Source organism: Streptomyces sp. NPDC048295 (genome assembly GCF_040652135.1).
Taxonomy (GTDB): domain Bacteria; phylum Actinomycetota; class Actinomycetes; order Streptomycetales; family Streptomycetaceae; genus Streptomyces.
Genome location: NZ_JBEZLL010000020.1, coordinates 14,177 through 36,014, shown reverse-complemented (window position 1 = coordinate 36,014; position 21,838 = coordinate 14,177). Strand labels below are relative to the sequence as shown.

At 71.3% G+C, this 21,838-nt stretch carries 20 protein-coding genes; 10 read left to right on the top strand and 10 right to left on the bottom strand.

Going from position 1 to position 21,838, the window contains the following annotated elements; all coding sequences use genetic code 11:
• The first annotated feature begins 110 nt into the window (after positions 1-110).
• From AB0D53_RS26890 to AB0D53_RS26870, 5 genes are all read left to right on the top strand, one after another.
• Complete coding sequence (locus AB0D53_RS26890; RefSeq protein WP_362451273.1) at positions 111-695, top strand: hypothetical protein; 585 nt, start codon at positions 111-113, stop codon at positions 693-695.
• Positions 696-832: 137 nt separating this feature from the next.
• Complete coding sequence (locus AB0D53_RS26885) at positions 833-1,012, top strand: hypothetical protein (RefSeq protein WP_093547418.1); 180 nt, start codon at positions 833-835, stop codon at positions 1,010-1,012.
• Between the two features lie 116 nt (positions 1,013-1,128).
• Positions 1,129-1,617, top strand: a complete 489-nt coding sequence (locus AB0D53_RS26880; protein ID WP_362451029.1) for a BlaI/MecI/CopY family transcriptional regulator — start codon at positions 1,129-1,131, stop codon at positions 1,615-1,617.
• 9 nt (positions 1,618-1,626) lie between these two features.
• Positions 1,627-2,184, top strand: a complete 558-nt coding sequence (locus AB0D53_RS26875; RefSeq protein ID WP_362451027.1) for an amino-acid N-acetyltransferase — start codon at positions 1,627-1,629, stop codon at positions 2,182-2,184.
• Positions 2,185-2,341: 157 nt separating this feature from the next.
• Positions 2,342-2,677 carry an Lsr2 family protein gene (locus AB0D53_RS26870; protein ID WP_072487060.1) on the top strand — a complete coding sequence of 112 codons (336 nt, stop codon included), beginning with the start codon at positions 2,342-2,344 and terminating at the stop codon, positions 2,675-2,677.
• On the opposite strand, the gene AB0D53_RS26865 is transcribed toward AB0D53_RS26870, so the two are convergent.
• A complete protein-coding gene (locus AB0D53_RS26865) occupies positions 2,656-3,261 on the bottom strand; it encodes an SCO3374 family protein (protein ID WP_362451025.1) in 606 nt (201 codons plus the stop codon). The genes AB0D53_RS26870 and AB0D53_RS26865 overlap by 22 nt on opposite strands.
• Before the next feature lie 428 nt (positions 3,262-3,689).
• On the opposite strand from AB0D53_RS26865, the gene AB0D53_RS26860 reads away from it, so the two are divergent.
• A complete protein-coding gene (locus AB0D53_RS26860) occupies positions 3,690-6,218 on the top strand; it encodes an ATP-dependent Clp protease ATP-binding subunit (protein WP_329820414.1) in 2,529 nt (842 codons plus the stop codon).
• Positions 6,219-7,410: 1,192 nt separating this feature from the next.
• On the top strand, positions 7,411-8,121 hold the full coding sequence (locus AB0D53_RS26855; protein ID WP_362451022.1) for a M23 family metallopeptidase: 711 nt from the start codon (positions 7,411-7,413) through the stop codon (positions 8,119-8,121).
• Positions 8,122-8,154: 33 nt separating this feature from the next.
• On the opposite strand, the gene AB0D53_RS26850 is transcribed toward AB0D53_RS26855, so the two are convergent.
• Positions 8,155-8,739 (bottom strand): helix-turn-helix domain-containing protein, encoded by a 585-nt coding sequence (locus AB0D53_RS26850; protein ID WP_362451020.1) that lies wholly within the window; start codon positions 8,737-8,739, stop codon positions 8,155-8,157.
• 136 nt (positions 8,740-8,875) lie between these two features.
• On the opposite strand from AB0D53_RS26850, the gene AB0D53_RS26845 reads away from it, so the two are divergent.
• Positions 8,876-10,447, top strand: a complete 1,572-nt coding sequence (locus AB0D53_RS26845) for an MDR family MFS transporter (protein WP_362451018.1) — start codon at positions 8,876-8,878, stop codon at positions 10,445-10,447.
• Between the two features lie 232 nt (positions 10,448-10,679).
• Here the strand turns inward: AB0D53_RS26845 and cseC are convergent, their stop codons facing one another.
• The 6 genes from cseC to AB0D53_RS26815 form a co-directional block, all read right to left on the bottom strand.
• A complete protein-coding gene (cseC, locus tag AB0D53_RS26840; protein ID WP_362451016.1) occupies positions 10,680-12,062 on the bottom strand; it encodes a two-component system sensor histidine kinase CseC in 1,383 nt (460 codons plus the stop codon).
• On the bottom strand, positions 12,059-12,766 hold the full coding sequence (cseB, locus tag AB0D53_RS26835; protein WP_329820490.1) for a two-component system response regulator CseB: 708 nt from the start codon (positions 12,764-12,766) through the stop codon (positions 12,059-12,061). Before cseB ends, cseC begins: the two co-directional genes overlap by 4 nt.
• 7 nt (positions 12,767-12,773) lie before the next feature.
• Positions 12,774-13,415: a hypothetical protein gene (locus AB0D53_RS26830; protein ID WP_362451271.1), complete on the bottom strand. Its 642-nt coding sequence runs from the start codon at positions 13,413-13,415 to the stop codon at positions 12,774-12,776.
• Positions 13,416-13,498: 83 nt separating this feature from the next.
• Positions 13,499-14,113, bottom strand: coding sequence for a SigE family RNA polymerase sigma factor (locus tag AB0D53_RS26825; protein WP_362451014.1), 615 nt, complete (start codon positions 14,111-14,113; stop codon positions 13,499-13,501).
• Between the two features lie 176 nt (positions 14,114-14,289).
• The gene (locus AB0D53_RS26820; RefSeq protein ID WP_072487051.1) at positions 14,290-15,192 is read right to left on the bottom strand and encodes an A/G-specific adenine glycosylase; all 903 of its coding nucleotides are present in this window, start codon (positions 15,190-15,192) and stop codon (positions 14,290-14,292) included.
• Between the two features lie 154 nt (positions 15,193-15,346).
• The gene (locus AB0D53_RS26815) at positions 15,347-15,994 is read right to left on the bottom strand and encodes a phosphatase PAP2 family protein (RefSeq protein ID WP_362451012.1); all 648 of its coding nucleotides are present in this window, start codon (positions 15,992-15,994) and stop codon (positions 15,347-15,349) included.
• 172 nt (positions 15,995-16,166) lie between these two features.
• Between AB0D53_RS26815 and AB0D53_RS26810 the strand changes: the two genes are divergently transcribed.
• Positions 16,167-16,982: a hypothetical protein gene (locus AB0D53_RS26810; protein ID WP_362451010.1), complete on the top strand. Its 816-nt coding sequence runs from the start codon at positions 16,167-16,169 to the stop codon at positions 16,980-16,982.
• A gap of 109 nt (positions 16,983-17,091) precedes the next feature.
• On the opposite strand, the gene disA is transcribed toward AB0D53_RS26810, so the two are convergent.
• Together disA and radA are read right to left on the bottom strand one after the other, a co-directional pair.
• A complete protein-coding gene (gene disA / locus AB0D53_RS26805; RefSeq protein ID WP_329820424.1) occupies positions 17,092-18,216 on the bottom strand; it encodes a DNA integrity scanning diadenylate cyclase DisA in 1,125 nt (374 codons plus the stop codon).
• An 80-nt stretch (positions 18,217-18,296) separates the two neighbouring features.
• Positions 18,297-19,709 (bottom strand): DNA repair protein RadA, encoded by a 1,413-nt coding sequence (gene radA, locus AB0D53_RS26800; protein ID WP_362451007.1) that lies wholly within the window; start codon positions 19,707-19,709, stop codon positions 18,297-18,299.
• A gap of 239 nt (positions 19,710-19,948) precedes the next feature.
• Here radA and AB0D53_RS26795 point away from each other — a divergent pair, with 239 nt between their 5' ends.
• A complete protein-coding gene (locus tag AB0D53_RS26795; protein WP_362451005.1) occupies positions 19,949-21,814 on the top strand; it encodes a hypothetical protein in 1,866 nt (621 codons plus the stop codon).
• Positions 21,815-21,838 lie beyond the last annotated feature (24 nt).

Here is a 21,838-nt window from a genome sequence, read left to right as displayed (position 1 = left end):
CCACGGGGGAGCGAGCCCGCCGCCGCGCCGCCGACGGCCAGTTAAGCCGATTTTGTCCATTTAGCACGTATTGTTGCGTCATGCCCACGCCTTACGGATCACGCGGCGGCATGGCGTTCAGCGCGGACGAGCTGCGGGTGCTCCGACGTGCCCTCGCCATCGCCCTTCACCCCATGCCCCTGCCGGACGAGGACGTCCAGGACTGTCTGCGGCTGGCCGGCGCCGTGGACGAGGCGGTCGGCGAGGCGGGACGGCTGCGCACGTTCCTCCTCGCCGATCTCGTCCGCTACCGCAACGCCCTCCCCGGCTCCGTCAGCGGCTATCTGGAGCTGCTCCAGGACGCTCTGGCAGGCGGATACGACCCCGGTCCCGACGACCTCGCCGCGCTGCGCGCCCTGCGCCACAGACCGCTGGCCGCGGCGCTCCTGGAGCGCTGTCAGGTGCTCGCGGAACGGTCGGTGCAGGCCCGCCTCGCCGGGCGGGCCGTATCGGTCAAGGCCCCCGCGCCGCGCAGCAGGCTCCTCGCCCTGCCCGGCGGCCGGGCCGCCGAAGCCGAACCCGAACGGCCCAAGGCCCCGGCGGAGCCCGCCCGGCCCGGCCGGGTGCCCGGGCGTCCGGCGCCGAAGCCCTCGGAGGTCTTCCCGCCGCGCCGCCGCCCGGTGCCGCCGCCGCCGCAGCAGCGCGCCGCGGGTTAGGGCCTCCGGCCCGGATCGTGCCGGGCCCGCGGGGCCGGAGCGAGAGGCCCCGGGGCCCGTCCGGCCCCGATCCGCCGGAAAGGTCCCGGTGGAGGGGCGCCGCGGAAGTCCGTACCGGCCTCGCTACTCTGGACGTCATGGACTATGTATCCGCGCTCGTGCCCCCCGTGGTGATGGCCGCCTTCTTCATCGGCCTCGTCGTGACGATCGTCAAGAGCCAGGGCGGTCCCAACAAGGCCAAGGAGGACGCGGCCGTGGACCTGGCGATCGGCCGCGCCGAGTCGGTCCAGCAGGCCCCGCGGACCGACGGCGCCTGACCCCGCCGTCCCGCAGCACGCGAAAGGGCGCACGGCTCGACCCGAGCCGTGCGCCCTTTCGCGCTTTGCTGCACGAATAACCGGTCATTCCAGGCATCTGGCACTAAAGTGACATCGTGCCCCGTCAATTGGGAGATCTGGAAGACGCCGTGATGACACGGGTCTGGCAATGGAACCGTCCGGTCACCGTGCGGGAAGTCCTTGAGGACCTTCAGCAGGAACGCTCCATCGCCTACACGACCGTCATGACGGTAATGGACAATCTCCATCAGAAGGGCTGGGTACGCAGGGAAGTCGACGGCCGCGCATATAGATATACGGCGGTCTCCACCCGCGCCGCCTACTCGGCCGCACTGATGAACGAAGCCTGGTCGCGCAGTGACAACCCCGCGGCCGCACTTGTCGCCTTCTTCGGCATGATGTCCGCCGAGCAGCGCGAGGCCCTCCGGGACGCCATGCGGATCGTGCAGCCCGACCTGTCCGGAACCCCCGGGCCCCCGCCCGGCGAACCCGCCGGTGAACCAGCCGATGCGGTCACCGGTGAAGCGGCCGGAGAAGCGGCCGGAGATCCGGCCGATGGGGCGGCCCCGGAGGCCGGGCGATAGCGTCGGGGTATGTCCTCAGAGCTTCCGTACGCCGATTCCCGTACCGAACCGCCAGCCATAAACACGGCCATCACAGTCCGACGTGCCAGGACCAGCGATGTGGGATCGGTCCGCGGTCTCCTCGACGGGTACGTACGTGAAGGCATCCTGCTCGACAAAGCGACCGTGACGCTTTACGAGGACATCCAGGAGTTCTGGATCGCGGAACGCGACGAGGACGCCCGGGTCATCGGCTGCGGCGCGCTGCACGTGATGTGGGAAGACCTCGCCGAAGTGCGTACTCTCGCCGTCGATCACAGCATCAGGGGTGCCGGAGTCGGCCATCAAGTGCTGGACAAGTTGTTGCAGACCGCGCGCTGGCTGGGTGTGCGGCGGGTTTTCTGTCTCACCTTCGAAGTGGACTTCTTCGCGAAGCACGGCTTCGTGGAGATCGGAGAGACGCCGGTCGACGGAGATGTCTACAGTGAGCTGCTGCGTTCCTATGACGAGGGTGTAGCGGAGTTCCTGGGTCTCGAACGAGTGAAGCCGAACACCTTGGGCAACAGCCGGATGCTTCTGCATCTGTGACCGCCATCTGCGCCCGCCACAAGAAGCCGGAACCCTATGTCCGAATCGCGCATGTTTCCCGTCTTCCCGTGATCCTGAACCTCTCCCGGGGGTTTGTGTTTTCCGGGGAAAAGCGGTTTCCTTTCCGCGTACTGCATTTTCGATGAAAGGGAATCCAGTGGCACAGAAGGTTCAGGTCCTTCTTGTCGATGACCTCGACGGCGGCGAGGCGGACGAGACGGTCACGTTCGCTCTCGATGGCAAGACGTACGAGATTGACCTCACGACGAGCAACGCGGACAAGCTCCGTGGTCTTCTTGAGCCGTACACCAAGGGTGGCCGGCGTACGGGTGGCCGCGCGGCGTCCGGTCGCGGCAAGGGTCGCGCCGTTACGGGTGGCAACAAGGACACTGCCGAGATCCGTAAGTGGGCCCGCGAGAACGGCCACAATGTGAATGACCGCGGCCGTGTTCCCGCGGAGATCCGCGAAGCTTACGAGAAGGCCAACGGCTGAGCTGTCGGCCCATCCGCCGACAGCCCCGTTCGGGCACGCATCAACCGGGCCCGGTGGCATTCCGTCGCCACCGCGTCCACCAGCCGTACGAGATCGGGAGCATCCCCACCCCTGCTCCCGAGGCCGGCGAGGGCCGGGAGTCCCGACCCTTCCTCGTGTCGTGGCCCGGGGGGCCGCAGCCATGCGGCGGCCCCCGGCCGGCCCGCCATCCGTCCGGGCGGCACCGGCGCGGTGATCCGGCCGCCCGCTCCGATGGCGGTCAGGGAGAGGGCGACGCCTCCCCACTCCAGCCAGTCGAGCAGCCCGGGCAGCTCTTCGGCGCTCCCCGCCGCGACCAGCAGGCTCATCCGCGCACCCGAGAGCGCCACGGGTCCGGTGCGGTCCAGCCGCCGCAGCGCCGCGTGACCGGCGGCCGCGGGGACCTGGAGCACGTCGAACCGCACCCCGGTCAGCAGGCGCACCGGCGCGGTGCCCGCCGTCGCCCAGCCGAGCTCGCGTTCGTACCACTGTGCCCACCGGGCGCAGTCGCCGCTCTTGGACGCACCGGTGACCGACGGCACAGGAGGCGGGACGGTGATGGCCATGCCGGAAGAACGGCACGGAGACCCCCGGGGTTACGCAGAGTCCGCGATCGGATACGTCATGTGTCCGGGATGGGGGCGTAGGGACGCATTCGGGAGCGCGAATGTGTTCGCCCGTAGCGGAGGGAACCGGCGCGCGCCGCATGGACTGTCTCTAATTGCGGGTAAGACATCCCTAGTGGGGAGGGGCGACACGCAGGTTCGGGCATCCCACGTTCGCCATCGGCGTACTGGCGAAAGGGGTATCTGCCTGGCCTGCGGGAACATCGTCTCGCACCATCGGGTTGGAGAAGTTGTCAGCGTTCGGGGCAGGAGGCCAAGGACGGTGTCGGCAGTTGGAATGAGCGGTCCCCGCTTGCGGGACTAAGCTGCGGAAGGACAGGGAGGGGACCGACCCCTTACTGCCTGACCGCTCTGAGGAGCGATTAACGATGTTCGAGAGGTTCACCGACCGCGCGCGGCGGGTTGTCGTCCTGGCTCAGGAAGAAGCCCGGATGCTCAACCACAACTACATCGGCACCGAGCACATCCTCCTGGGCCTTATCCACGAGGGTGAGGGTGTCGCCGCTAAGGCCCTGGAGAGCCTCGGGATTTCGCTCGAGGCGGTCCGCCAGCAGGTGGAGGAGATCATCGGCCAGGGCCAGCAGGCCCCGTCCGGGCACATCCCCTTCACGCCCCGGGCCAAGAAGGTCCTGGAGCTCTCGCTCCGTGAGGCCCTCCAGCTCGGCCACAACTACATCGGCACCGAGCACATCCTGCTCGGCCTGATCCGCGAGGGCGAGGGCGTCGCCGCCCAGGTCCTCGTGAAGCTGGGTGCCGACCTGAACCGGGTGCGGCAGCAGGTCATCCAGCTGCTCTCCGGGTACTCGGGCAGCAAGGAGGCGGCGACCGCGGGCGGCCCCGCGGAAGGCACGCCCTCCACGTCCCTGGTGCTCGACCAGTTCGGCCGGAATCTCACCCAGGCCGCTCGCGAATCCAAGCTCGACCCGGTCATCGGGCGCGAGAAGGAGATCGAGCGGGTCATGCAGGTGCTGTCCCGCCGCACCAAGAACAACCCGGTGCTCATCGGCGAGCCCGGCGTCGGCAAGACGGCGGTCGTCGAGGGCCTGGCGCAGGCCATCGTCAAGGGCGAGGTGCCCGAGACCCTCAAGGACAAGCACCTCTACACCCTGGACCTCGGCGCGCTGGTCGCCGGCTCCCGCTACCGCGGTGACTTCGAGGAGCGACTGAAGAAGGTCCTCAAGGAGATCCGCACCCGCGGCGACATCATCCTGTTCATCGACGAGCTCCACACCCTGGTGGGTGCGGGTGCCGCCGAGGGCGCGATCGACGCCGCCAGCATCCTCAAGCCGATGCTGGCCCGCGGCGAGCTGCAGACCATCGGTGCCACCACGCTCGACGAGTACCGCAAGCACCTGGAGAAGGACGCCGCGCTGGAGCGCCGCTTCCAGCCCATCCAGGTCGCGGAGCCCTCGCTGCCGCACACCATCGAGATCCTCAAGGGTCTGCGCGACCGCTACGAGGCCCACCACCGCGTCTCCATCACGGACGAGGCGCTGGTCCAGGCCGCGACGCTGGCCGACCGGTACATCTCGGACCGCTTCCTGCCGGACAAGGCGATCGACCTGATCGACGAGGCCGGATCCAGGATGCGCATCCGCCGGATGACCGCGCCGCCGGACCTCCGCGAGTTCGACGAGAAGATCGCGGGCGTCCGCCGCGACAAGGAGTCGGCCATCGACTCCCAGGACTTCGAGAAGGCGGCTTCCCTCCGCGACAAGGAGAAGCAGCTCCTCGCCGCGAAGACCAAGCGCGAGAAGGAGTGGAAGGCCGGCGACATGGACGTCGTGGCCGAGGTCGACGGCGAGCTGATCGCCGAGGTCCTGGCCACCGCCACCGGCATCCCGGTCTTCAAGCTGACGGAGGAGGAGTCCTCCCGTCTGCTGCGCATGGAGGACGAGCTCCACAAGCGCGTCATCGGGCAGAAGGACGCCATCAAGGCCCTCTCGCAGGCGATCCGCCGTACGCGAGCCGGTCTGAAGGACCCGAAGCGCCCCGGTGGCTCGTTCATCTTCGCCGGCCCGTCCGGTGTCGGTAAGACGGAGCTCTCCAAGACGCTCGCCGAATTCCTCTTCGGTGACGAGGACGCGCTGATCGCCCTCGACATGTCGGAGTTCAGCGAGAAGCACACGGTTTCCCGTCTTTTCGGTTCTCCCCCCGGTTACGTGGGTTACGAAGAGGGTGGCCAGCTCACCGAGAAGGTGCGCCGCAAGCCGTTCTCCGTCGTCCTCTTCGACGAGGTCGAGAAGGCCCACCCCGATATCTTCAATTCCCTGCTCCAGATTCTGGAGGACGGTCGCCTGACCGACTCCCAGGGCCGGGTCGTGGACTTCAAGAACACGGTCATCATCATGACGACCAACCTCGGGACCCGGGACATCTCGAAGGGCTTCAACCTGGGCTTCGCCGCCCAGGGTGACGTCAAGACCGGCTACGAGCGGATGAAGAACAAGGTCAACGAAGAGCTCAAGCAGCACTTCCGCCCCGAGTTCCTCAACCGTGTCGACGACACGGTCGTCTTCCACCAGCTCACCGAGGAAGACATCATCCAGATCGTCGACCTCATGCTCGCCAAGGTGGACGAGCGACTGAAGGACCGCGACATGGGCATCGAGCTGAGCTCGGAGGCCAAGTCGCTCCTGGCGAAGAAGGGCTACGACCCCGTGATGGGCGCCCGGCCGCTGCGCCGGACGATCCAGCGCGAGATCGAGGACATCCTCTCCGAGAAGATCCTCTTCGGTGAGCTGCGCCCCGGTCACATCGTGGTCGTCGGCACCGAGGGCGAGGGTGAGGAGAAGACCTTCACCTTCCGCGGCGAGGAGAAGTCGGCGCTGCCCGACGTCCCCCCGATCGAGCAGGCGGCAGGCGGCGCGGGCCCGAACATGTCGAAGGACGTGTGAGGACGCCCCCGAGCGCCTGAGCAGAAGTAGAAGGGGCTGCCCCGGAACCGTGCGAACGGTCCGGGGCAGCCCCTTCTGGCATGGAGCGGCGGGCGGTTCACGTCGAGGCCCTCGCCGCCCGTGAGCGTGGCCCGGCCGGCGACGGCCACCCGGCACGCGGACCTCCCCGTACCGGGCTTCCCTAGGGAAGCGGCCATGGATCCGCTCGTGGCGCCGTGTCGTGCCGGTCTGCCGGTCTGCCGGTGGACGAGCTCGAACGGACGCGAGGCGACGAGCGAAGTGAGCCGTACGCACTCCACGTGCCGGCCGCCGCGCTGCCGGAGGATCCGCCGTGGGATCCGCCGGGGGGATGCCGCCGAGGACGTTCCCGGCGAAGGGCCGGGCCGCCGGACATACCGCCCAGTGGCGGGGCTCCGAGTCGCTTCCCGTAGGCGGCGGGCCGTCCGGCTCGCAGACCGGCGGTCCGCGCAGGTGTCCGGCCATCGGCAGGGCGGCGGCCGTGTACCGGCCGGCCTCCGGATGCCGCTCGGGGGGCCGTACCGCTGGATGCCGGGGAAGCCGGTGATCCCGCATCCGGGGGCCTCGTGCCCGGCGTGGAGGGTGCCGAGCCGCAACGGGGGACGGAGCGCACCGGGACGGCGTCCAGCAGGAGGGCCGCGTCGAGGCCGTGGACTCGACGGCATCGGCGAACTCGGTGCCGTCCGTGTCACCGGTGCCTGCGGTGTCACCGGCCATGGCCGGCAGCCCCGGAGTTGCTCCGGTCGTCGTGTCGGCCCGGCCGTCGCGCAGGCCGAAGGTCCCGAAACGGACAGCCTTCGGGCCCACCGGCGGTGACAAGGCGCACAGCCCTTTCAGGGCCTACTAGGAGCAGTAGGAGAGCGGGTGGTGATCGCTGCGGGGGCCTTCGGCCCTGCGGTGGAAGGAGCTCCCGGGCACGGAGGGAGCCGAGCCCGGATGGCGGGATCTGTCCGTTTCGGGAGGTTTGGAACTGGGGTTAAACCTGTCCCGAATCAGAGTTTCGACGGGCCCGGGCGTGGCTCGCCCCCAACCCGCGGTGGCTGATTCCCGAGGCTCCGGATACGGCTTTTGTTCGTAGATGAGGTGTTTGAGCAATGGCCGGAGTGCGGGTTACCAAGGAATGGCCAGCCCGGCCGGAGCGCCGGGTCCAGTCATCTCCGGAGGTTCTCCGCTTATGTCGAAGCGCGTTTCGTTCCAGCACTCCCGCCGCCCGTCCCTGTCCCGTGTCCGTGGAGCCGTCCTGGCGGCGGGCCTGGGAACATCGATGGTTCTCGGTGTGGGCGCTGCGTTCGCGGCCGGCTCGGCGGGTGCCCCGGATTCCGCGAACCTGATCACCAGCGGCGCGGCCGAATCGGTCGCCCAGCAGGCGGCCGCGCAGGGCAAGGCCGCCGAGAAGGCCGCCGCCAAGAAGGCGGCGGCGACCAAGCAGGCGGCCGCGGCGAAGAAGGCCGCGCTGAAGAAGGCCCAGGGCTGGGAGGCCCCGGTGAGCCGCTACGAGCTGAGCGCGAGCTTCGGCAACGACGGCAGCCGCTGGGCGCACAAGCACTCCGGCCAGGACTTCGCCGTGCCGGTCGGCACCAAGGTCGAGGCCGCGCACACCGGCGTCGTCGTGAAGGCCGGCCCCAACGGCGGCGGCGACGGTCCCGCGTACGGCAACGCCGTCGTGATCAAGCACGCCAACGGCACGTACTCGCAGTACGCCCACCTGTCGAAGATCGACGTGCGGATCGGCGAGACAGTGAAGACGGGCGACAGGATCGCGCTCTCCGGCAACACCGGCAACTCCAGCGGCCCGCACCTGCACTTCGAGATCCGGCACACCGCCGACTACGGCTCCGCGGTCAACCCGGTCGGCTTCCTGCACAAGAAGGGCGTGCGGGTCTGATCCGACCGGACGGCCGGGGCCGGGACGGCTCCGCTACTCCGCGGACTCCCGGCCGTGGGCCCGGGTGACCAGTTCGAAGGCGACTTCGAGGACGGCCTTGCGCTTCTCCTCGGGGTCGCCTTCGAGGTCCTTGAGGGCGAACATGCCCGCGTGCGTCGCGAAGAGCGCGGTGGAGCAGCGCACATGGTCGGCCAGCGAGCCGCCGGGTTCCTGGAGCAGGTCGACCAGGGCGACGACGCGCTCCTTGATGGTCACCCCGATGCTCAGGTCCCGTACGGCCGCCTGGTTCTCCTGCATGAAGCGGAACAGTGGGGCGGCGGCGGCCAGGGCCTCGCTGTAGCGGCTGAGGATCTCCTTCTTCGTCTCCAGGGTGCGCGGCTGCTCCTTGCCCCAGGCCAGCAGCTCCTCGACCGGACGGTTGAGGTCGTCGAAGATGCTGACCAGGATGTCTTCCTTGGTCTTGAAGTGGTAGTACAGCGCGGCCTTGGTGACATCCAGCCGCTCGGAGATCTCGCGGAGCGAGGTCTTCTCGTAGCCCTGTTCGGCGAAGAGCTCCAGAGCGACGTCCTGAATGCGCTGGCGCGTGTTGCCCCGGCGCCGCTGCGGCGTGCTCCTCATGAGCTCTCCTTTGCTGGAAACTTACTTGACGCCCGGCTAGTTGGGGGTCTACTTTCCCCAGTGTAGTTACTAGCCGGGCGGCAAGTAAGTGCCCGGCCGCACAGGGGACCGACAGGGGATCAGGGGAGTGGGGACAATGTCCGATCTGAAGAAGGCGGGCGGCGGGGCGGCGGCCGTCGCCGACCGGCCGTCCGGGATACCCGAGACGCCGCAGCGCAGTGTCCGGGTGGTGATGCTCGCCCTGATGATCACGATGCTGCTCGCCATGCTGGACAACCTGATCGTCGGCACGGCCATGCCGACCATCGTCGGCGACCTCGGCGGCCTGGAGCACCTGTCCTGGGTCGTCACCGCGTACACCCTGGCCACCGCCGCCTCCACCCCCATCTGGGGCAAGCTCGGCGACATGTACGGCCGCAAGGGCATCTTCCTCACGTCCATCGTGATCTTCCTGATCGGCTCGGTGCTGAGCGGAATGGCCCAGGACATGGGCCAGCTGATCGGCTTCCGGGCGGTCCAGGGACTCGGCGCGGGCGGCCTGATGGTCGGCGTCATGGCGATCATCGGCGACCTCGTCCCGCCCCGCGAGCGCGGCAAGTACCAGGGCATGATGGCCGGTGTCATGGCCATCGCCATGATCGGCGGACCGCTGGTCGGCGGCACCATCACCGACCACCTCGGCTGGCGCTGGAGCTTCTACATCAACCTGCCGCTGGGCGCGGTCGCCCTCGCCATGGTCACCATCGTGCTGCACCTGCCGAAGCGGAAGGGGGCCCAGGCCAAGGTCGACTACCTCGGCGCGGGGCTGCTGACCCTCGGCATCACCGCGATCGTGCTGGTGACCACCTGGGGCGGTACGGAGTACGACTGGAACTCCGCCGTGATCATGGAGCTCATCGCGATCGGCGTGGCCTCGCTCGCAGGCTTCGTCTTCGTCGAGACGAAGGCGGCGGAACCGATCATCCCGCTGCACATCTTCCGCAACGGCAACTTCACCCTGATGTCCGTCGTCGGCTTCATGACGGGCTTCGTGATGTTCGGCGCGGTGCTCTTCCTGCCGCTGTACCAGCAGTCCGTCCAGGGCGCCTCGGCGACCAACTCGGGTCTGCTGCTCCTGCCGATGCTGCTGTCGATGATGGTCGTCTCGCTGGTCGCCGGACGGGTCACCACCAGCACCGGCAAGTACAAGATCTTCCCCGTGGTGGGCTCCGCGCTGATGGTGATCGGCCTCTTCCTGCTCTCGCGGATGGACGTCGACACCACGCGGTTCACCTCCGGCGTCTACATGGCGGTGCTCGGCGCGGGCATGGGCTTCCTGATGCAGATCACGATGCTCGTCGCGCAGAACAGCGTGGAGATGAAGGACATGGGCGTCGCCTCCTCCGCGACGACCCTCTTCCGTACGCTCGGCAGCTCCTTCGGCGTCGCGATCATGGGCGCGCTGTTCACCGGGCGGGTGCAGGACGAGATGGTCGCCCGCGGCGGCGGGGCAGCCACCGCCAGGTCCGCCCAGCTGGACGCGGCGAGCCTGGCGAAGCTGCCGGAGGCGGCCCGCGAGGCCTACCAGTTCGCGGTGTCGTCCGGCACGCACATCGCGTTCCTCGTCGGCGCCTCGGTCGGCCTGATCGCCCTGGTCGCCTCGGTCTTCGTCAAGGAGGTACCGCTGCGCGGAGCGGGTCCGGTCACCCAGCAGGCCGAGGCCGTCTGATCCGGAGCGGGTACGAAGGAGGCTCCCGGGGCACGCCCCCGGGAGCCTTCCGCTGTATCGGCGGGCCCCTCCGGCCCCGGTGGCCTCCTGTCGTACCCGGGCCCCTCCGGCCCCGGAAGCCTTCGACGTACGGACCCCTTCGGGAGCCTTCTGCCGTACCGGACCTCTCGGCCCCGGTGGCCTTCTGCCGTACCCGGCCCCTCGGCCCCCGTAGCCTCCTGCCGTGTCCGGCTCAGGCGTCGGTCCGCCCGCGGCCGGCCTCCGCGCCCCGGGCCTCGTCGCTGTCCGGGCCGCGCTGCTCGGACACCTGGAGCATCGGGAAGCTGCCGGTGTTCGTCGGCGCGTGCTCGGGCAGCCACAGCACCGCGATCGCCCCGCCCGTGCCCTCCGCGGCCCCTTCCGGCGCCGCGTTGCGGAAGGTCAGCCGGGCCCCGAGGACCCGGGCCTGACCGGCCGCGATGGTCAGCCCGAGACCGTGCCCCTGTCCGGACCGGTCACTGCTTCCGGTACGGAACCGGCTCGGCCCCTCGCGCAGCAGCGCCGCCGGGAACCCGGAACCGTGATCGCGGATCCGGACCACCCGGCCCTCGACCGTGACCTCCACCGGGGTGGCCCCGTGCTTGGCGGCGTTGCCCAGCAGATTGCCGAGGATGCGCTCCAGGCGCCGCGGATCGGTGTTGACCCAGGACTCATGCACCACCCGCACCCGTACATCCGGGTCCAGCAGCGCGATCCGCCGGCTGACGAACTCGCCCAGCGCGACCTCCTGGAGCTCGGCCCGCTCCGACGCGCTGTCCAGCCGGGCCACCTCCAGCACGTCCTCGACGAGCGTGCGCATCGCCTGCGCCCGGTCCCGTACCAGCTCGGTGGGGCGGCCGGGCGGCAGCAGCTCGGCCGCCGTCAGCAGACCGGTCACCGGCGTACGCAGCTCGTGCGCGATGTCCGCGGTGACCCGGCGCTCCGCCTCGATCCGCGCGTTCAGCGCGTCCGTCAGCGCGTCCACCGCACCGGCCAGCTCATCGGTCTCGTCCTGGACGACACCGCCGACGGCCTCCCTGACCCGTACCTCCGTATTGCCCTGCGCGACCCGGCCCGCCGCGGCCGCCGCCTTGCGCAGCCGGCGCGACAGCTGCCCGCCGATCAGCACCCCCAGCGCACAGCCGCCGAAGACCACCGAGACCGAGCCGATGATCAGCGCCCGGTCGAGATCGCGCATGATCGTGGAGTTGCGGCCCGCGAACCGGGTGTGCAGCGAGAGCACGTCACCGTGGCCGACCGGCACGGCCGCCCACACATCGGGCACCCCCTTGCTGGTCACCTCGACATGGGTGGCGCGCCGGTTCCTGGCGGTCTCCGCGCGCAGGCTGCGCGGCATGGTCGGGTCGTTGAGCTTGGCGCCGAACCGGGGGTCGGCCTTCTTCGTCTTCGTCGCCTCGTACAGCAGCTGGGCGTACGTCAGCCGCTCCAGCTGGACCTCGCGGGCGTTCTCCAGCATCGAGACCCGGGCCGCGTTGTGGACGACGAAGCTGAGCGCGACCGCGGTCAGCGCGCCGACCGCGGCGATCGCGATGCTGATCTTCCAGCGGACTCCGGTCCGCAGGGCGGGCCGCTTCATGGCCTGAGTTTGTAGCCGAAGCCGCGGACCGTCTCGATCCGGTCCTGGCCGATCTTGGTGCGCAGCCGCTGCACATGGACATCCACGACCCGGGTGTCACCGCCCCATCCGTAGTCCCAGACCCGCTCCAGGAGCTTGTCGCGGGAGAGCACCGTGCCGGGCGCCGCGGAGAACTCCAGCAGCAGCCGCATCTCGGTCGGGGTCAGCGCCACCTGCTCGCCGCCGCGGTGGACCGCCATGCCCTCGGTGTCGACCTCCAGATCACCGAAGACCAGCACCCCGCCGGCGGGCTGCAACTCCGGCTCCCCGGTGCCCGGCTGCCCGCCCGAGGCATGGCCGAAACGGCGCAGTACGGCACGGATCCGGGCGACCAGGACCGCCCCGTCGAAGGGTTTGGTGACGTAGTCGTCCGCGCCGGCCTCCAGACCGAGCACCACGTCGATCGAGTCCGCGCGGGCCGACAGCATGATCACGGGCACCGTCGACTCGTCGCGGATACGACGGCAGAGGCTGACCCCGTCGAGTCCAGGCACCATCACGTCGAGCAGGGCGATGTCGGGGCGGTCCGCCCGGAAGGCGTCGAGGCCCGACATGCCGTCGGGCATGGCGGTGACCACGAAGCCGGCGCGCTCCAGCGCCAGCTGGGTGGCCTCGCGGATGACATCGTCGTCCTCGACGAACAGGACGTGGGTCTCGGCCATCAGACTGCTCTCAGTTCCCCGCCGGGTCGGCGGCCCCCGGAAGGTCCGTACCGCCGCTGCCGACTGCTCGGTTGAAGTCGTTGTGCACCCGGTCGTGCTCGTTGAACCGGCTGCCCGCCCAGCGGTAGGTGATCACTTCCTCGCCGGAGGGGTACGAGACCGAGTCCTTCTTCTCGTACACCTGGGTCGTCACCACCAGATCGCCGCGGTCGATGGTGCCGTAGACCGCGGGCTGCTCGATGGCGAACACGTTCTCGTACTGGCCGTTGGTCCGCGGGCGGTACACGTACGTGCCGACGCCCACCGAGTCGCCGCAGGTCATCACGTTCACCACGACATCGGGCGAGGGCCCCCCGGTCATGGTGCCGTAGGAGGTGTCCACCGGGTACGCGGAGCCGGTGCAGGGCTTCAGATCCGTTCTGACCCGCTCGCTGACCTTGGGGTCGTGCTTGAGCAGCGTCACGGGATCTATCCGCGCGGCGGGCTTCGCGGAGGAGGTCGGTCCGGTGCCGGGCGTGACCTGGGCCACCGGCTGCGTGCCGGCCGGGCCCTCGTCCCGGGTGCCGGTACCGCCGGTCGAGCAGCCGACGATGAGCAGCCCGAAGGCGGCGAGGCCGACCAGGGTCGTGGCGCTCGCCGCCCAGCCGGTCAGGACCCGGCCACGTCCGACGGTGGCCGCTCGGCCACCGTCGTCTCTTTCACCGCCACGGTCACCGCCGTCGCCGTCGCTGGCTGTCAGGCCGCGCAACGCTCCCGCCCCCGTTCGTCCGTATGCCTGGCCGCCCGCGTCCGGACGGCTGCCGGAGCGCGGCGGGGTGCCAGGTCCCGCTCCTCGTGGAGCCGGGCCTCGCTGCTCGCCGCCTCACGGCTCTCCAGCTCCTGGCGCAGCCGTGCCAGCGCACGGTGCAGCGTGCTCTTCACCGTACCGGCCGACATGCCGAGCGCCGCAGCCGTCTCCTCCGTGCTCATCTGCTCCCAGTGTCGCAGCACGACGACGCTGCGCTGCTTGGGAGCCAGTACGCCCAGCACATCCATCAGCAGGGCGCGGTCGGCGCGCTGCTCGGTGCCGTCCTCGACGCTCGCGTCGGGCAGCTGCTCGGTGGGGACCTCGTCCAGCTTGCGGGCCCGCCACCACTCGGTACGGGTGTTGATCATGACGCGGCGCAGATAGGCGTCGGCCAGGGACTTGTCGGCGATGCCGTCCCAGCGGCCGTACGTACGGGCCAGCGCGGTCTGGAGCAGGTCCTGCGCGTCCACGGGGTCCGGGACGAGCCGTCGCGCGCTGCGCAGCAGCGCGTCGTGCCGAGTGCGTACGTAGTCCTCGAATGCGAGCACCTCGCCGTGCGCCATTCCAACCGCCTCCGTCCCCGTGGATCCCCGTGGTTCCGCCGTCAGCCATCGTTCGGTCGGGCTGACGGAGAAGACGCTACGGAGCTGTTGTCACGGGGTTGTGCGGAGCAGCCATACGCCGACGCACGGCTGTCCATCGGTTGTGTAACAGCGGCGGAGAGGCGCCGGTACGGAGCTCAGCTCAGCGGCAGCCGGTACTGCCCGCCGGCCAGCGGTTCGACCAGGCCGTCGGCGACCAGGCCGTCCAGCGCGCGGGCGCGCTGCACCGGCTCGTCCCACACCGCGTCCAGCGCCGACTGCGGCACCGGTGTCATCGCCTCGCGCAACACGGCGAGCAGCCGGCCGCGCACCTGCCGGTCGGTACCGGCATAGGTCTGACCGCGCCGCGGGGGCCCCTGGTGGGCGGGCTTCCCGGCCAGCCGCCAGGCGCACTGCCCGGCGATCGGGCAGCGGTCGCAGTCCTCGTTCTTCGCGGTGCAGACGAGGGCTCCGAGCTCCATCGTCGCGGCGGCCCAGCGGGCCGCCCGCTCGTCCTCCTCGGGGAGCAGCGCGCGGGCCAGCTTGCGTTCGGCGGCGGTGGTCGCGTTCGGCGGGTACTGGATCCCGGTCGCGGCGCGGGCGAACACCCGGCGGACGTTCGTGTCGAGCACGGCATGCCGCTGCCCGTACGCGAACGAGGCCACGGCCGCCGCGGTGTACTCGCCGATCCCGGGCAGGGCGAGCAGCTGGGCGTGCTCGCTCGGTACGTCGCCGCCGTGCCGTTCCGTTATGGCCTGCGCGGCCCCGTGCAGGCGGAGCGCCCGGCGCGGGTAGCCGAGCCGGCCCCAGGCGCGGACCGCCTCGCCGGGCGGTTCGGCGGCCAGGTCGGCGGGGCGGGGCCAGCGGGCGAGCCACTGCTCGTACACCGGAAGGACCCGGCTCACGGGGGTCTGCTGCAGCATGAACTCGCTCACCATCACACCCCAGGCGCCCGCTTCGGGGCGGCGCCAGGGCAGATCGCGGGCGTGCTGGTCGAACCACCCGATGACGGGAGAGTGGAGGGAGGCGGGGGGCGTCTGTGTCGCAGTCATGGCAGTCATCGCACCGCCGATCCTGGCACGGAAGGACACACGATGGTTCCGTGCACGGTGGTGTCGCCCCCGCTGAGGGCCCTTGGGGTGATAATGCCACCCGTCCGCGCCCCGGCGGTCCGGCAACCGGCCCAAGGGGGCCGGCCCCGGCTGCCAGGGGCCGTCAGTGCCGCTTGGCCCGTCGGTGGGAGCGGCCGGCCGGGGGCGTGCCCGGCCCCGAGGCCCAGGCGGCCACAGGCGCCCCGCTGCCGCGCACCGTCCGGGCGAGCGACTGTGCCGGGCGGCGCAGCACGGCGACCACCAGGGCCGAGACCGCGGCGCCGAGCAGCAGCCCGACCGCCACGTCATGCGGATAGTGCACGCCGACGAAGACCCGGGAGAAAGCCATCAGCAGCGCCAGCGGCACCGTGAGCCAGGCCAGCCGGGGCCGGGCGATCGCCAGGGCCACGGCCGCCGCGCCGGCGATCGCGGAGTGGTTGCTGGGGAAGGACCAGTCACCGGTCGGCGGGCAGGTCACCAACGAGGCCGCCGCTCCGGCGACCGACCTGCACGGGCGCTCCTCGTTCACCATCGACTTGAGCACCTCGCTGGCCACATAGCCGAAGGCCGTCGCGACGGGCGCGAGCACCGCCAGCGCCAGGGCGCGGTCGTCCTGACTCCGGGCCCGCCACCAGCCGGTGATGAACAGGACCCCGAAGACCAGGAGCCCGAGCTCCGTCCATATCTCGGCCAGATGTTGCACCCATGACGGCATGTCATGTGCGAAGTCGGTGATGTCCCGGTAGAGCGGGGCCGTAACTGAACTATCCATGTGACAGAGGGTAGTCAATGAAACCGGGAGTTCATCCGGGCGATGCCCGGTGGCCAACTCGGCGGCGCCACGGGCCCGGAACGGGCCGTCCGGGATGATGATCCGTAAAACTTGTGGCCCGGGGCGGCGGGTGGGGCGGGAGTTGGCGCCGATCTCTCGTAGAGTTTGAGCCGTGGGATCTTTGCGTAATCCGATCGGTCCGCTTCCCTCCACCATCTACTGGCGCCGGAGGGCCGTAGCGGCGACGCTCGTCGCGCTGCTCGCGCTGCTGATCGTATGGATCGTCACCTCGGGCGGGGGCGAGAAGACCAAGGACGACTCCCGGCCCGCCGGGTCCGGTCCCGTACGCGAGATCACCCCTGGCCCCGGAGGTTCGGGCCCGGCCATCAGCCAACAGCCCGGCGGACGCGACGAGTCGGGCGACTCGGGCGGTGACGGCGGTCACGGCGGCGGCACGGGCGCGGGCTCCGACGGCGGAGCGGGCGACGGCGGTACGGGCGCCGATGGCGGAGCGGGCACCGGAGCCGGTGGCGCGAACGGCAGCGGCTGGACGGCCGGCCAGCAGGTCCCGGCCTCCTCCCCGCTCCCCGACTGCACCCCCGCGGCACTGCGCCTGAACCTGAGCACCGAGCTCAGCTACAGCCCCGGCGAGAAGCCGAAGTTCAAGCTGGTCGTCAAGAACACCTCGGCCACCACCTGCAAGGCCGACCTCGGGCCGAAGAGCGCGGTGCTCACCATCACCGAGGCCGGCGGCGACGACAACCAGGTGTGGTCCTCCAAGGACTGCCCGCGCGATGCGGCCGTCCTGCTGCTGAAGGTCCCGGCGGGCGAGACCGTCGTGCACACCGTGGAGTGGGACCGCAGGAAGAGCTCCCCGCAGTGCGCGACGCCGCCCGCGGGGACGGCGGGGCCCGGAACGTATCTGGTCGAGGCGAAGGCGCCGGGCGAGCCGGTGCAGCGCGCCTCGTTCGTCCTCGCGAAGGACTGAGCGCGCGGGCCCGGCGCCGGGCAGGGGGCGCCGGGGCGGGCCCCGGACATGCGACGGGGCCCGGTCTCCCGGGCCCCGGTCACGCTGCGCGCCGCTGCTGGTACCGGCTCTACACGTACCGTTCGAGGATCGACGACTCGGCCAGCCGTGACAGCCCCTCGCGCACGCTGCGGGCGCGCGCCTCGCCGACGCCGTCCACCGTCTGGAGATCGTCCACGCTGGCGGCGAGCAGCTTCTGCAGACCGCCGAAGTGCTCCACCAGCCGGTCGATGATCGCCCCGGGCAGCCTCGGCACCTTCGCCAGCAGCCGGAAGCCGCGCGGCGAGACCGCCGAGTCGAGCGTCTCGGGCGAGCCGCTGTAGCCCAGGGCCCGTGCCACGACCGGGAGTTCGAGCAGCTCGGTGTGGGAGAGCGCGTCGAGCTCGGTCAGCGCCTCGCCGACCGTGCGGGACCGCTTCGCGGTCGGCTCCGGCACATAGTCGCGCACGACCAGCTCGCGCTCCGGCTCGACGCCCGCGATCAACTCGTCGAGCTGGAGCGAGAGAAGCCGGCCGTCGGTGCCGAGCTCGACCACGTACTCCGCGATCTCGGTCGCGATCCGGCGGACCATCTCCAGCCGCTGGGCGACGGCCGTGACGTCCCGGACCGTCACCAGGTCCTCGATCTCCAGCGCGGAGAGCGTGCCCGCGACCTCGTCGAGCCGGAGCTTGTACCGCTCCAGGGTGGCGAGGGCCTGATTGGCGCGGGAGAGGATCGCGGCGGACTCCTCCAGGACCCGGCGCTCCCCGTCCACGTAGAGCGCGATCAGGCGCATCGACTGCGAGACCGAGACGACCGGGAAGTTGCACTGCTTGGAGACCCGGTCCGCCGTGCGGTGGCGGGTGCCGGTCTCCTCGGTGGGGATGGAGGCGTCCGGCACCAGCTGCACGCCGGCGCGCAGGATCTTGGTCATGTCCTTGTCGAGGATCAGTGCGCCGTCGAGCTTGGCCAGCTCGCGCAGGCGCGTCGCGGTGAACTCCACGTCCAGCACGAATCCGCCGGTGCACATCGACTCGACGGTCTTGTCCATGCCGAGCACGATCAGCCCGCCGGTGTTGCCGCGGAGGATGCGCTCCAGACCGTCCCGCAGCGCCATTCCGGGCGCCACGGCGCTCAGCGAGGCGCGCATGAGCGCCTCATTACCGGTGCCTTGGCCGGACTTTCCGGGCGATGCTGCCCGGTCGTTGGCTGCCACTGCACTCCTCCGGTCACAGGTTTGCGGTGCCCTTACGTCCCTCGTACCGTTCGTACGGACGGGCGAGACCAGGGCAAAGTCTACCGGCGTGCGCTCTCCTCCTGGGGGGCCTGTGCGCGAGAGCGCCGTGGGAGGACTCTCAGCGCATCGCCCATGTTGGCGACTTCTGTGACCTTCATACCGGCCGGGACCTTCCCCGGGTCGGTCGGGACCAGCGCGTGCGTGAAGCCCAGGCGGTGCGCCTCGGCCAGCCTGCGCTGGACCCCCGTGACCCTTCTGACCTCGCCCGCGAGGCCCACCTCGCCGATCGCCACCAGGTTCTTGGGCAGGGGGGTGTCGCTCGCGGCACTGGCCAGGGCCAGCGCGACCGCGAGGTCCGCCGCGGGCTCGGAGAGCTTCACACCGCCGACCGTCGCGCTGTAGATGTCCCGCTTGCCCAGCGAGCTGATCCGGCCGCGCTGCTCCAGGACCGCGAGCATCATCGACACCCGGGACGTCTCCAGGCCGGAGGTGGTGCGCCGGGGCGAAGGGATCTGGGAATCGACCGTCAGCGCCTGGACTTCGGCGACGAGCGGCCGCTTGCCCTCCAGGGTGACGGTCAGGCAGGTGCCGGGCACGGGCTCGTCGCGCCGGGTGAGGAAGAGGCCGGAGGGGTCGGCGAGGCCGGTGATGCCCTCGTCGTGCAGCTCGAAGCAGCCGACCTCGTCGGTCGCGCCGTATCTGTTCTTGACGCCCCGTACGAGCCGCAGGCGGGCGTGGCGGTCGCCCTCGAAGGACAGCACCACGTCGACGAGGTGCTCCAGCAGCCGCGGCCCGGCGATCGCCCCCTCCTTGGTGACATGGCCGACCAGGAGCGTGGACATGCCGCGCTCCTTGGAGGCCCGGATGAGGGCCCCGGCGACCTCCCGGACCTGCGCCATGCCGCCCGGCGCCCCGTCGATCTCGGGCGAGGCGACGGTCTGTACGGAGTCGAGGATGAGGAGCGAGGGCTTGACGGCGTCCAGATGGCCGAGGACCGCGGACAGGTCGGTCTCGGCCGCGAGGTAGAGGTGGTCGTTGATCGCCCGGATCCGGTCGGCGCGCAGCCGCACCTGGCTCGCGGACTCCTCGGCGGTGACGTAGAGCGTGCGGTGGTCGTCGCTCGCCGCCTTGGCGGCGACGTCCAGCAGCAGCGTCGACTTGCCGACGCCCGGCTCGCCCGCGAGGAGCACGACGGCGCCCGGGACGAGACCGCCGCCGAGCACCCGGTCCAGCTCACCGACGCCGGTCGACCGGGCGGTGGCCTGCCGGCTGTCGACCTGGCCGATGGGGAGCGCGGCGGCACTGACCCGGCCGGCCGCGGTGGTCCGCACGGCGGGGGCGCCGCCGAACTCCTCGACCGTCCCCCACGCCTGGCATTCGGGGCAGCGGCCGAGCCACTTGGCGGTCGTCCAGCCGCACTCGGTGCAGCGGTAGGACGGCCGGTCCTTCGCGGTTTTCGTACGGGCAGCCATGGCGCAACCGTATAGGTGGGGTACGACAACGCCGCCGGGCCCGGTCCGGCGGCGAGGGTGCGTGCCCTCCGAGGGCTGCTGCGCACCCGGCGGAACGGTGGGCGCTGCAGGGCGAAATGGTGGGTGCTTGCGGAGAAATAGGGAATTTCTGTCCCCTTTTGAGGGATACGTTCACCCGTAAGGATTAAAAGTGCTGAAGAGGCGCTAAATGTGTGCCCTGTGCTGCCTACGGTCGCAAGGTGACGAGCAGCGGTCTGGAGCCCCCCACGCACACCACCGGCGCACACCGGGCGCGGAGCAGTGCGCCCCGTCTCCCGACGGACCCTTCGCCGCGTCGGCCGCCCGCCCGTTACGAACCCCATCTCGACGGCCTGTTCACCTACTGCCTCTCCGTGCTCTGCGACCACGACGCGGCCACCGAGGCGCTCGGCGGTGTCCTCGCGATCGCGGAACGGCAGGGCGGCCGGTGCCCGACGGGCGAGGAGGAACGTAAATCCTGGCTGTACGCGCTGGCCAGATGGATGTGCCTGCGCAAGCTCGCCGAGCAGAAACAGGGCCGCCAGGCGCACCGGCACAAGACCGGGAAGCAGCCGCGGAGGCTCTCGTCGAAGCAGGAGACGTGGCGGGCGGGCGGGCCTCCGGGCAAGCAGCCGGGCGGAGCGGCCACTCAGGGGGCGCGCACGGGGCGGCGTACGCCCCCGGCCGTCGCCGCGAAGACCCCCGCCACCGCCGCGTTCACGCCGGGCGGCGCCCCCGCAGGCCCCGCCCGCGCTCCCGAGACCGAGGCCGCCGCCGAGGCGCACCGCCGTGAACTCGCCCGGCTCGCCTGGCCCGAGGCCGCCGGCACCACCCCCGAGCAGCGCGAGGCGCTCGAACTCGCCGTGCGCCACCGTCTCCCCCCACGCGCCGTCGCCTCCGTCCTGGGCCTCGAACCGGCGGCCGCCCGGGAACTCCTGGCCGCCGCGGCCTGCGAGGTGGAACGCACCCGCGCCGCACTCGCCGTCGTCGAGAGCGGCAACTGCTCCACCGTCGCCCGGCTCACCGGCGAGCACCGCGTCCTGCTCTCCGCCGCCCTGCGCCGCGAACTCGTCCGCCACGTCGACGACTGCCCCCGCTGCCGCCGGGCCGCCGAACGGGCCGGCGCCGAGGGCCCGTGGCCCGGTGCCGCGGTCACCCCGGCCGCCGCGCTGCCGGTCGTCGAGGCGCCCCGGCCCTCGGCGTACGTGGCGATGGTCCACGCCCGGCGCAACCGCTCCGGCGGCCCGCGTTTCGACCGGGCGGGCTTCCCCGTGGACCCGAAGGACCACGCCGCGCGCCGCGACCGGCTGCGGGCCAGGGTCGTCACGACGACGGTGGTGGCGACGGTCGTCGCCGCCCCGGTGATCGCGCTGTGGACCGCCTACCGCGGCGCGTCGCTGACCGGCGAGGGCCACGAGGGCTCGTCGGTCACCGCCACCGAGAGCGATGCCCGGCACGGCTCCGACGGCACCGCGGACGGGCACTACGAGAACGCGGGCAACGCCCGCCCCCAGCCCGGCGCCCGCTTCGTGGACGGCAGTGCCCCGGACGTCTCGGCGGAGGTGATCAGCTCGGGTCCGGGCCGGGACGGCGTCGGCGGGCTCACCGTCGAGGCCCGCTCCTCGGGCGGCAGGACCCTGATCCGGCTGACCGCGTCGGGCGGCACGCCCGTCGCCTGGTCGGCCCGCTCGGACGCGTCCTGGGTGGGGCTGAGCCGCTACTCGGGCACGCTCGCCGCGGGCGAGAGCGTCACCGTCCAGGTCCTGGTGGACCACCAACAGGGACCGGCCGGCCCGTGGAGCGCGCGCATCGCCCTCGCCCCGTCGGGCTCGGCGGTGGTGATCCGGGGGCACGGGGCGGCGCCGCCCGTGCCCGGCGGCCCGGGACACCCGGCGGAACCCTCCGCCACCCCCGGCCCCTCGGAGCCGCCCACGTCCTCGCCGGACCCCACACCGTCCACCGGCCCGACACCGGGCGAGCCCACACCGACGCCGACGGACCCCGGCCCGACCGGCCACCCGTCACCGGACCCGTCCGGCTCCACAGCCCCCACCGACCCGGGGCCGGGCACGACCCCGGCGGACTGAAGCGGGCCGGCCGGGGCTCACCCC